General features: G+C 68.7%; 15 protein-coding genes. 2 read left to right on the top strand and 13 right to left on the bottom strand.

What is annotated here, in order from left to right; translation table 11 throughout:
- Positions 1-17: 17 nt before the first annotated feature.
- Complete coding sequence (locus IEY55_RS32590) at positions 18-146, bottom strand: hypothetical protein (protein ID WP_268239338.1); 129 nt, start codon at positions 144-146, stop codon at positions 18-20.
- 716 nt (positions 147-862) lie between these two features.
- Between IEY55_RS32590 and IEY55_RS20835 the strand changes: the two genes are divergently transcribed.
- Positions 863-2221, top strand: coding sequence for a helix-turn-helix domain-containing protein (locus IEY55_RS20835; RefSeq protein ID WP_189060199.1), 1359 nt, complete (start codon positions 863-865; stop codon positions 2219-2221).
- Entirely contained in the window at positions 2218-2949 is a 732-nt protein-coding gene (gene ribD / locus IEY55_RS20830; RefSeq protein WP_189060198.1) for a bifunctional diaminohydroxyphosphoribosylaminopyrimidine deaminase/5-amino-6-(5-phosphoribosylamino)uracil reductase RibD, read from the top strand. The genes IEY55_RS20835 and ribD overlap by 4 nt, the downstream gene beginning before the upstream one ends.
- Before the next feature lie 106 nt (positions 2950-3055).
- Here the strand turns inward: ribD and IEY55_RS32585 are convergent, their stop codons facing one another.
- The 12 genes from IEY55_RS32585 to IEY55_RS20770 form a co-directional block, all read right to left on the bottom strand.
- Entirely contained in the window at positions 3056-3190 is a 135-nt protein-coding gene (locus tag IEY55_RS32585) for a hypothetical protein (RefSeq protein WP_268239342.1), read from the bottom strand.
- 153 nt (positions 3191-3343) lie between these two features.
- On the bottom strand, positions 3344-3793 hold the full coding sequence (locus IEY55_RS20820) for a single-stranded DNA-binding protein (protein ID WP_189060197.1): 450 nt from the start codon (positions 3791-3793) through the stop codon (positions 3344-3346).
- 530 nt (positions 3794-4323) lie between these two features.
- Complete coding sequence (locus tag IEY55_RS20815) at positions 4324-5244, bottom strand: bifunctional DNA primase/polymerase (protein WP_229686593.1); 921 nt, start codon at positions 5242-5244, stop codon at positions 4324-4326.
- Positions 5245-5287: 43 nt separating this feature from the next.
- Entirely contained in the window at positions 5288-5785 is a 498-nt protein-coding gene (locus IEY55_RS20810) for a hypothetical protein (RefSeq protein ID WP_189060196.1), read from the bottom strand.
- 85 nt (positions 5786-5870) lie between these two features.
- The gene (locus tag IEY55_RS20805) at positions 5871-6131 is read right to left on the bottom strand and encodes a hypothetical protein (protein ID WP_189060195.1); all 261 of its coding nucleotides are present in this window, start codon (positions 6129-6131) and stop codon (positions 5871-5873) included.
- Between the two features lie 2 nt (positions 6132-6133).
- On the bottom strand, positions 6134-6526 hold the full coding sequence (locus tag IEY55_RS20800; RefSeq protein ID WP_189060194.1) for a hypothetical protein: 393 nt from the start codon (positions 6524-6526) through the stop codon (positions 6134-6136).
- Positions 6527-6700: 174 nt separating this feature from the next.
- Positions 6701-7126, bottom strand: a complete 426-nt coding sequence (locus tag IEY55_RS20795) for a hypothetical protein (protein ID WP_189060193.1) — start codon at positions 7124-7126, stop codon at positions 6701-6703.
- Positions 7127-7266: 140 nt separating this feature from the next.
- On the bottom strand, positions 7267-7665 hold the full coding sequence (locus tag IEY55_RS20790) for a hypothetical protein (RefSeq protein WP_189060192.1): 399 nt from the start codon (positions 7663-7665) through the stop codon (positions 7267-7269).
- 123 nt (positions 7666-7788) lie between these two features.
- Complete coding sequence (locus IEY55_RS20785) at positions 7789-7974, bottom strand: hypothetical protein (protein WP_189060191.1); 186 nt, start codon at positions 7972-7974, stop codon at positions 7789-7791.
- A gap of 397 nt (positions 7975-8371) precedes the next feature.
- Complete coding sequence (locus IEY55_RS20780; RefSeq protein ID WP_189060190.1) at positions 8372-8599, bottom strand: hypothetical protein; 228 nt, start codon at positions 8597-8599, stop codon at positions 8372-8374.
- Positions 8600-8672: 73 nt separating this feature from the next.
- Positions 8673-8930 carry a hypothetical protein gene (locus IEY55_RS20775; RefSeq protein WP_189060189.1) on the bottom strand — a complete coding sequence of 86 codons (258 nt, stop codon included), beginning with the start codon at positions 8928-8930 and terminating at the stop codon, positions 8673-8675.
- Entirely contained in the window at positions 8912-9754 is an 843-nt protein-coding gene (locus IEY55_RS20770; RefSeq protein ID WP_189060188.1) for a hypothetical protein, read from the bottom strand. The genes IEY55_RS20775 and IEY55_RS20770 overlap by 19 nt, the downstream gene beginning before the upstream one ends.
- Positions 9755-9796: the final 42 nt, after the last annotated feature.

Here is a 9796-nt window from a genome sequence, read left to right as displayed (position 1 = left end):
CTCTCTAGGGTTGCGACTCAGGCCGAGCAGTGGTCACCCTGGTTGTCGCCGTCGTAGTCGCCGGGCATCTTCCGGGCGTACTCCGACTTCACGTCGGGGATGTCCTCGACGAGTGAGCCCTCAAAGAGGCTGTCGACTCGGTTCATGTCACACCTCCCTTCTGCGCTCTAGTGCTTTTCTGTTGGGGCCGGGCCAGTCGGTCGTGATTGCGACGAGTCTGGTTGGTCGTGCGACGGCATCGCCACGTGCGCCACCAGTCCCGCAATGGCTCAGGGATCAGGTTCGGGCTGGCGTCAGCACCACAAAGCGCGATGACAAATGCACCAAGGAGCGCCAAGCCGATCAGTTCACCCACGGCCCACGCCTCGAGGAGTCTGGAGGTAGGCAGGTACACGCAGGGCGAGACGTTCAGCCTCCTCGTCACTTTGTGGTGCGATCGGGGAGAGTTGGACAGTTTGCTCGACGGCGCTCTCTGGGACGTGTCGGCCGACGTCGGTCTGCTGCTGCGCCTCGTGTGTCCGGCGCCTTCTGGGAGTGATGGCAGCGGTGACAACCGCGATGAGTCCGAGGACTGCGAAGGCCAGCGGGAGAACCGCTGCTTCCTTGGACATGTAACACCCACCTCCTGTGGAAGACGGCGGGCTCGGAGGCTGGGAGTGCACTCTCCGAGCCCGCCGCCGTCGAGGTCGGGCGATACTCCCGGTCACTGCTCCTGCCTCCCCCAAGAGACAGCGACCTGGGCTTTGCCGAAGCGTTCGCCCGACATCTGACTGTGGCTCGACGTGTTCAGATCACCGCGTAACGTGATCGCGTGCTAGGGACATCGCGGAGGACAAATGTCTCCTCGGGGTGGTGGTGAAACGTGTCCGAGGCGAAGATCGCTGCACAGATCCGCGAAGCGCGGAAGGCGCGCGGCTGGAGCATGAGGGAGGCCGCCGCAGAACTGGTTCGCAGGTCAGGCGGTAAGAGCGCTGACGTGGAGTCGGTCGTCCGGGCGTGGAGACGTTGGGAGAAGGGCACGTGGCCGCGATCGTTCTACCGCGCGATCTTGGCCGAGCTGCTCGGCCTCGATATGTCCCTGGCTGGTAGCCAGTCGGGGTCCTACCGTGATGACGTGTCGCCTGATCGAGCGACATGCTCGAACGATGGAGAGCAGTTGGGGAAGGTGGTCGACGGCGAGGCGCTCACCGTCCCGATCTTCGTAGGTGGGAGGACCGTCCTGGTGTCCGTCAGTCGCCGTGACCTGTTGCTACGTGGTGGTGCCCTGGCCGTTCTGGGGGTCACAAGCGGCCTGGCTCATGTGCCCGCTCGCGCTGCCGGCGTGGACCCTGCCGTCGTCGATCGACTCATCGATCTCCGCTCCGGACTCGTCGACATGGACTCCCTTCTCGGCCCTGGGCGGCTGGTCACCAGCGTGGTGGAACAGATCGGCACCGTCGAAAGCCTCCTTCCGGTGGCTCCCCCCGACCTACGGTGCCAGCTCTTCGAGGTCGGCGCGCTGTTCGCCGAGTTCGCCGGGTGGTTGTTCGATGACGCCGGACAGCCGGCCGCCGGAAGCATGTGGTCAGCGCGGGCCTTCGAGTGGGCGCACGCGGCGCAGAACCCGGCGCTGATCTCCTACATACTCATGCGAAAGGCGCAACAAGCGGTCTTGACCGGTGATGCCGCTATGGCTGTGGGGCTGGCCAGTGCAGCCCAACAGCAACGTGGCCCGGTCCCGCACCGGGTTGTGGCGATCGCTGCACAGCAGCAGGCGCACGGCCACGCGCTCGACCACAACGAGAAGGCGGCCGTGGCGGCGATTGACCGCGCGTACTCGGCGTTGGGTCGGGCAACTGAGCCGCTCGACCGGTTCCGCCTTGGCTCCTACTGCGACGTTGCATACCTTCATGCCCAGCGTGGATCCTGCCTTCTCACCCTCGGTCAGCCTCGCCAGGCTGTTGCAGCCTTCACCGACGCATTGGGTTGCTGGCCCTCCACTTACCGCCGTGAACGCGGCTTGCACCTGGCCCGGCTCTCCTCGGCCCTCGTCGCCGCTGACGAACCAGCGAAGGCCGCAGCGGCCGCGCGACAAGCGCTCGACGTGGCCGCGGCGACTGGCTCGGTCCGAACCCTTGCCATCCTGCACAGGGTGGCAGCAGACCTCCCGCACACCCGCGAGCCCGAAGTGGTGGCCTTCCGCGGGGATCTCTCCGCCATCGATCAGGGAGCCATGACATGACCATCGCCATCGCCGAACTCGTAGGCCGAGACGAGTGGGCCACTGCTCACGACCAGGGCCGCCCGTTCGTCGTCTACAAGTTCGCCGCCACCCTCGACGGACGAATCGCCGCGGTCGACGGCACAAGCCAATGGATCACGAGCGCCACCTCACGCACCGAGGTCCACCTACTGCGCGCAGGGTGTGACGCCACTGTCGTGGGCTCGGGAACCCAGCAGGCGGACAATCCCCACCTGGCTGTACGGGGTAACGACGATCCCCGTCTCGACCTTTCTGCGCTGCAGCCGGAGCGGCAGCCCTACCGGGTCATCGTCGACTCAAACGCCCGAACCCCAGCCGACGCGCGTGTTCTGGACGACGCCGCCCCGACCCTCATTGCCGTCGCGGAGGACGCCGACGCTAGCCACCTGGAAGGACGCTGCGAACTGCTCCGCATCCCCCGCTCCGAACGAGGCTTGCGCCTCGATGCCCTACTCAAGGCGCTGTTCGAGCATGACGTCCGAGGCATGTTCCTCGAAGGCGGCCCGACCCTGGCGGGATCATTCGTCGCGGCCGGACTGGTGGATCGAGTGATCACCTACATCGCTCCGGCGCTGCTCGGAGCCGGCAAACCCGGACTCCTCGACGCCGGCATCACCACGATGGCCGATATCCTCCGCCTGGAGACCGTTCGAGTAGACCCGAGCGGGCCGGACATCCGCATCATTGCCCGCCCAGGACAGGTCTGATCGACCCTGAGCAACTCCACGAATATGCGACACTTATCACAGTCGACAGGGTGTCCTGCCTCTCGCCACGGGCAGGACACCGCACATGCCGGATCATTTCAGCTGGTCAGGAGCCCTCTTCAAGGCCGAGACCGACCGGGCACGCGACCCCGGTACCACCTAGCCCGCAGTACCCGTTTCTATGTGTTTCCAAATACTGCTGGTGGCCGTCGAATTTCTCAATGACGTCGATCTCGCTCACGGGGCACCCTTGGCGTCCTGGGCCGGAAAGCCCACACGGTGGGGCCCGTTGATGGTGATCACGGTCAGGTTCTGTTCGGTGGGAGGGCAGGGCGAGGCGCGCCTGGCGGGCCGAGGGATATGGTTGGCCCGCCAGGCGTGGTGCAGCAGAAGGTCAGAACGGCGGCTGCTCACCGTCGCCGGTGTAGCCGGCGTTGGCCCAGGGGTCGTCGGCGGGCGGTTCGCCGCTGTGGCTGCGCGTGACCTTGGTGACCGTGGCGGTCGCACACCGCAGCGACGGGCCGATCTCGTCGACCTCCAGCTCGTAGACGGTGCGCTTCTCGCCTTCGCTGGTCTCGAATGACCGCTGCCGAAGGCGGCCCTGTACGATCACCCGCGTTCCCTTGGTGAGGGTGCTCTCGGCCAGGTTCTCCGCGGCCTGCCGCCAGAGGCTGCAGCGCAGGAACAATGGGGTGGCGTCGCGCCACTGGCCGGCCTGGCGGTCATAGGTGCGGGGGTTGTTGGCGACGGTGAAGGTCGTGACGGCTACCCCAGTGGGCAGGTACCTCAGCTCTGGGTCCGCGGTCAGGTTGCCGACGAGGGTGATGACGGTTTCTCCAGCCATGACAGGGGCGCTCCTTCGCCGATTGCGGATCGATGTCTCGACTGCCCGGTGCGGGCTCCCACCCGGTGTGACCGGGTGGGTCCGTGCCCGAGGGGCTGTCGATCTGCGGCCCCGTCATCAGGGTGGGGCAGGGCCCGCACGGGGCGGCGGGGTTCCGGGTCGGCCGGCGGGGTGGGATCGCCGTCAGGCGACCGAGCGCAGCGAGGCGTGTCTCACCCCGGTGGCTGGGCCGGGTTCCTCGACGCGGACCCTGCCGCGGCCTGATCTCCTCGGGAGCGGGTCGGCAGTCCCGGTCACGGACCCACCCTGGCCGCACTCCTTACTTGCCCCAGTCCCCGTGTCCCGGTTGCGATGTCCTCGCGCTGTCGACATCACGTTCCTGGTGGCGGGTCGGGGTGCGGTCAAGGGGTCTGGTAGTGGCGGGTGAGCCATGTGGTGGTGCGGCGGCGGCCCAGCACGGGTTGGGTGTCGTCGACGGTGTAGGTGCGGGCGCAGGGCGTGCACAGCACCAGGGGGGTGGGGTCGTGCGCTCAGTGGTCGTTGATGTGGCGGGGCCGCAGGGCGCCATAGCGCAGGCCGTCGGTGATGGTGCGTTCGGCTTCGCTGGCAGTCCAGTCGTCGACTCCGGTATGTACCGCGGCCGCGTGGCGCAGCGCGGTGCGGGCCTCGCCGTCGGTGAGCTCGCCGCCGGCTACCAGCCTGCCGAACGCGATGGCGGCCCGCAGCAGTGTGTGGTGCCGCTGGCCGGTCGGGGCGGTGCGCACGGCGGCGATCTCGTGGTCGATAAGCGCCTCGAGGTATCGGCCGGCGCGGTCAGGTGGCAGGTCCAGCGCGACCGGCGTCGGGTCCAGCGGTGGGGGCGGGGTGAGCCGGGCGACCAACCAGTCCGGCAACGGTGCGATAGGCGCCCGGTTCTGTGCCCGGTAGGAGCCCTCGGCGCGCACCGAGCCGGCGGCGACGATGCAGCCGCCGGCGCCGCGGGTATCGATCCGCCACCCCAGCCGTCCCTGCGTGCTGCGCAGCGGTGGCTGGTCGGGTGCCCGAAAATACAGATGCAGCCCGCCGGTGGGGGATCGGACGGTGTAGGTGGGGCCCGGATATGGCTGCCCGTTCGCTTCGGCGAGCCGGGCCAGCACGTCGCGGCCGTGGCGGGCCTCGGCCCACTCCGGTGGGGGGTCCTGGCCGTGACCGTCGTCGAGGTCGATTACCAGTAGACGCGAGGGCCCGCAGGCGATCCCAACGTTGTAGGGAAGCTGCTGCCACCATGAGCGGATCACCTCCGGGTCCCGGGTGGCGACCGCTTCCCAGTCGCTGACCGCTGGTTTCTTCGACCGCGGCCACAGCGGGACCACGAAGTGCCCGGCGCGGGCGGTGGCCAGCGCGACGCGCATCAGGCGCGGCCGTGGACTCTCACGCGTGGCCGGTGGTGTCTTGGTGGCCGGCAGGCTCATGGATCGGCTCCTTCGTTCGAGCGTAACGCTGCTGATGCGCTGGTCACGCGTGTTTCACGGGGGTGGTCTGGTCGTGGACCGGGCCGGGCTGCCGGCGGCGATTCAGGTGCTGGTGCACCAGGTAAGCGATGACGGGCAGCGATGGTGGATAGGTGCCGGTGCCCTCGTCCGGGGTTTGGTCATCCACGGTGAGCCGCCAGAACTCGCCTCCGACAGCGAAGACGCCCTCGCGGTGGGACGTGACGGTGACCCTCATCCCGTCGGCGTCGCGGAACTCCGCGGTGACCTCCAGACCGGCCGGCAGGCGCAGGGGCCCGCTGGTTTCCAACTCGCGGTAGTGCAGGGCCAGGGGAGTGCCGCCGCGGCGGCGCACCAGCTCGACCAACAGGCCACGGGCCCAGTTCCACGCGCCGGGCTCGCCCAGGCTGCCCCAACGGGGGATGTTGCAGCGCACGTCCTCGTACAGGACATAGCAGCGGCGGTAGTCGTCGAGGCTGAACATGCGCGGGCCACGCCCGCCGGCCCGAACAATGCTCGACATGGGATTCTCCTTCACAGATGCGAAAATGACGGCAGTCGCGGCGGACCCGACCTTGAGAAAAAAGGGACCGAGCCCGCCGCTCGGGTCAGTGCTGCTGATTGAGTTCGGCCAGCAGCACCGTGATGCCGGCTTCGTGGTCCCAGCCCTCGACCCTGAAGCCGAGCCAGCCACGGATGCGGCCCCGGGCGTCGCTGCGGTAGGCCATCGTTTCCCGGCCACCGTCAGGGCGACGGGTCGCCGAGATGCCAGAGCGACGGCCGGCCACACGGATCAGCCACCGCTCGGTGCGGCCGCCCACGCGCCGCAGCCGATGGTGGACCACGACGTCGGCGCGGGTGCGCCTCATAGTCACCGGTCCGTGGCGGCTGGCTCAGTGAACGGGGTGGTGCCAGGTCGGGACCGCCCCTCCACCGGCGGCGGCGCGATGGCGACCCAGCCCGTGGCGGCGCAGGCGTAGACACGGTCGTCGAGGGCGACCACGTCACCCACCGACAGCGACCGATTGCCGCGGGCGCGGTAGTCGACTGCACGACGATCCGGCGTGCCGAACTCGGGATCCTTGCCGACGTTGAACAGCTCGAAGATCCGCTCCAGCCGGTCCAGGTCCGACGGTGCCGGGGTGGGGATCGGCTCGTCGTAGGCGTAGACGAGCACACAGCGATCGGTGCGGCCGTAACCGAACACCATCGCCGCAGGACTGAGGTTGTGGTAGACGCGGACGCGCCCGCTCGGTTGAGACATGAGATTCCTCCCTCCAACAAGGAGGTTGATGTGCACACGACAGGGCGGGCCGGGCATGGCCCGGCCCGCGGTGACCGTCGGCGGCCGCGGGACAGTGCGATGCCTTGGCCCGCGGCGGGCGAGAAGGGGGCTGACGCGGTGGCCGGACCGGCATTCGCCCCGGGGGAATGCCGGTCAGAGGTGGTGGATGGTGAACGTCTCCCGGATGCCCTCCGGCAGGTCCGAGGCCGAGTTGGTGGTGACGATGGCTCCGACGGCCACCTGCGGACCGTCAGCGGTCACCGTCTCCAGATCGTCGATCGAGGTCGGGTCGTCACCGAGAGCGGGGTCGATCAGCAGCACCCACAGGGGCCCGGCCTTACCGGCGGTGTCGTCGTAGCGGGCATCCACAATGCGACGCGTCGCTGCCAGCATCGCGATCAAGGCCTCGTCGGCCCCGAACGACGACCAGTCGGCCAGGACGGCCAGCGGGTGAACGGTGGTGTGGCCGACCGGGCCTGCTGACCACACCATGACCGCGTCGGCGCCGGCGGCCACCAGCTCCAGAGCCGTTTCGGCGCGCTGCGTCGGGTCACCGCCGACAATCAGGTGGTTTCTCATCGTGTTGTCCCTTCGATGGTGGGGGAATGTCGTGGCCGTGAAGCGTCACGGGCGTCACCACCCGGCAGGGGAGGAACGGTGGCGGGGGCGGCGCGCCACGCCCCCGGGCGTGGACGGCCGGGGCCCGCTGGGGGAGGGGGTCAGGTGGTGAGCAGGTATCCGGCGGCACGTTCGGCGGTGGCCAGTTGCAGGGCGGCCAGTTCGGACCGATACCGGTCCGGGAGCCAGGTGTTGCCCTGCTTGTCGACGATGTTGGAGGTCATGAGCCGGAGTCCGCGGTGGAGTTGGCCGACGTAGGCGTTGGCCCGGGCGAGGATCGCGGTGTCCGGGCCGACGTCGTTGAAGTCGGGGATTTCTCGGACGTCCAGCTCATCGCCGTAGGCGTGGGCCGCGGCCGCACGCTGGGCGATCAGCACGGCGCGGAACAGTGACCGGATGCGCTGCGGTGACCAGTACCGCTCGGCAGGTCCGGTGTGGATCGACATGGCGATCTCACACAGCACGATGGCCTCGTTCGGGTGTGTCGGGGCGATCGACATGTGATCCTCCAGGGTGATTCGTGGTGGGTGGTCGACGGACGTCGTGTGGTGGGCGGCCACAAGCCATCGGGGTGCGCGGGCCGGGGCCCACCGGCTCCGGCCCGCTCCCAACGGATCTGGTGATCAGACGGCTAGCAGTGCCTCGGCACGCAGGACCGTGTTGGCGTGCACCACCCGCGCCGCGGCACGGTGGGTGGAACAGGTCATCCACGCACCGACCGGGTGGGTGCCGTCGCGGTCGAACGGGCAATCACACTCCAGCTCGCCGATGGTGGCGGTCTGGATCACCTCGTCGAGGGACTCCATCACCAGCTGTCACTCGGTTTTCGCTGTGTCGAACGGGGTTTGGTCGATGCCCGTACGCGGCCCCACCCCGGTCTCGGTGGGGTGCACCCGCCTCGGCGTCGGGGGCGGGGAGCGTCGCAGCATGCGCCCGCCCCACCACGGCCGGGGCGGGCATCATCGGGGCGGGATCAGGGGCGCCAGCGAGGGTGGTGGCCTGGTTCTTCACCGGGATGGGTCCAGCTACCGGGTGTCCTCCCGGTCAGCGCCGTCGTGACGCAGGGGGAGAGGCGGGGTTCGGCCGCGTCGCGATCACGTGGGCTGCATCGAGCATTCCGATGCGACTGCCACCGCACAGTCCTCAGTGGACATGGAGAGTTGTCGTCGGTCCGGTGGTGCGTAACCGCGCAGTGGGGGTAATCGGTCAGTGCCGTTCGGGTTCGTCGCAGTCGGTTTTGTGGGCCTGCAGCCACCGTTGGGCGCCGAGGTCGTCGCCGCTGGCATCCAGCAGGCCGACCAGGACGTTGGTCTCGGTGCAGTTGAGGTAGCTGGAGACGTGGCGGGCGAGCAGGGGATCACCGAACACGTGGATGAAGGTCGCCAGCCGGTCGTAGACCAATGGGTCGTCGGTGGGTGTGGTCATCTCGGTCATGACCTCCTTCTCTGGGGTGGGGCGTGTTGGGGATGCCGGCGACGCCCACTTAGTCGGTGTGGTGGTAGGGCGGTCAGGTCATCGATTCGATGTGCTGGTCCAGGAACGCGATCACGGTGTGGTCGGCGACCTGGGTCAGGGCAGTGCGGCGGGACGGCCAGTCGGACAGCGCGGCAGCCGAGAGGGGCGGCGTGACCTGCACCCAGCACAACCGGCGGTAGTCGGTGCGCTCGAACACCGCGAACCTCGCGGGTCGGCCCGGCTGGCTGCTGCGCACGATCACCCGGTACCCGCGCGTGCTGCGACCGTGGATCACATCGACCACGTCCACCCTCGCAACGTGCTCCACAGTGATCTCGGCCGCACCGGCGGGAGAGAACAGGTCGAACGTGTCGGTGGCCTCGGCCAGGGAGAAGCCATGACCCTGCGCTGGGTCAAGATCCACGTGCACGGCTGGCACAGGTGCTCCCGGATCACCCTGGGGTCGCCCTCTGCGTACTTCGTCGGGTCAGGCCGGTCCTCGAGCGCCCGGAGACAGCAGGCGCAGCGCCAGGGGTCGTAACGGATGTTCTCACTGGCGGCGCAGATACTGGAGCAGTAGCGGCGCACTCCGGGGAACTCGGCTCCGCATACCTCACACTCGCTGACCAGTGTGCGTTCTCGGGACTGGTGCCCCGCCGGAATCGAGAGGGTGGGCGGGGCAGGTGCGGTCTTGGCGTCGCAGGGGTCGGCAACGGTGGGGACAGCACCGAGTTCAGCGATCACGGTGGGGGTCATGGCCGCGGCGTCGGGGCCGGCCAGCACCTGGTAGCCACCGAGTTCGGTGTTGATCGCCCCGGCGATGATCTCGAAGACGGGGGCGGGGGCGTGGCCGGCCAGCAGGGTCTCGATGCTCAGCCCGTGCTCGGTGAGTGCCTGGTGGGTTTGGGGGCAGTGGGTCTGGATGATGCGGCCCCACAGGCGTTCCGGCACCTCAATGAAAGAGAGGGTGAGGCCGGCGACTACCGCCTTGGTGGAGGCAGCCGGAGAGGCCAGGTAGTCCCAGTCCGGGAAGAACATGGTGACGGGATCCCGCCGGGAGGGCGGCACCACGTCGCCCGCCTCGGGTTCGATCTCGTTGAGCAGGCTTAGGGTCGGGGTGATGAAGCTCGTCACTGCGGTTCTCCTGTCTGGTGGTGTCTGGACTGCACCCGAACC

The organism is Longimycelium tulufanense, assembly GCF_014645795.1.
GTDB lineage: Bacteria > Actinomycetota > Actinomycetes > Mycobacteriales > Pseudonocardiaceae > Longimycelium > Longimycelium tulufanense.
This window is presented reverse-complemented; position numbering and strand designations above follow the sequence as displayed.

Excerpts from the sequence above, each read along its gene's own strand:
- IEY55_RS32590 (WP_268239338.1), bottom strand. The coding sequence starts at position 146 with ATGAACCGAGTCGACAGCCTCTTTGAGGGCTCACTCGTCGAGGACATC.
- IEY55_RS20780 (WP_189060190.1), bottom strand. The coding sequence starts at position 8,599 with ATGACCGAGATGACCACACCCACCGACGACCCATTGGTCTACGACCGG.
- IEY55_RS20800 (WP_189060194.1), bottom strand. The coding sequence starts at position 6,526 with ATGTCTCAACCGAGCGGGCGCGTCCGCGTCTACCACAACCTCAGTCCT.
- IEY55_RS20815 (WP_229686593.1), bottom strand. The coding sequence starts at position 5,244 with ATGAGCCTGCCGGCCACCAAGACACCACCGGCCACGCGTGAGAGTCCA.
- IEY55_RS20795 (WP_189060193.1), bottom strand. The coding sequence starts at position 7,126 with ATGAGAAACCACCTGATTGTCGGCGGTGACCCGACGCAGCGCGCCGAA.
- IEY55_RS20810 (WP_189060196.1), bottom strand. The coding sequence starts at position 5,785 with ATGTCGAGCATTGTTCGGGCCGGCGGGCGTGGCCCGCGCATGTTCAGC.
- ribD (WP_189060198.1), top strand. The coding sequence starts at position 2,218 with ATGACCATCGCCATCGCCGAACTCGTAGGCCGAGACGAGTGGGCCACT.
- IEY55_RS20805 (WP_189060195.1), bottom strand. The coding sequence starts at position 6,131 with ATGAGGCGCACCCGCGCCGACGTCGTGGTCCACCATCGGCTGCGGCGC.
- IEY55_RS20820 (WP_189060197.1), bottom strand. The coding sequence starts at position 3,793 with ATGGCTGGAGAAACCGTCATCACCCTCGTCGGCAACCTGACCGCGGAC.
- IEY55_RS20790 (WP_189060192.1), bottom strand. The coding sequence starts at position 7,665 with ATGTCGATCGCCCCGACACACCCGAACGAGGCCATCGTGCTGTGTGAG.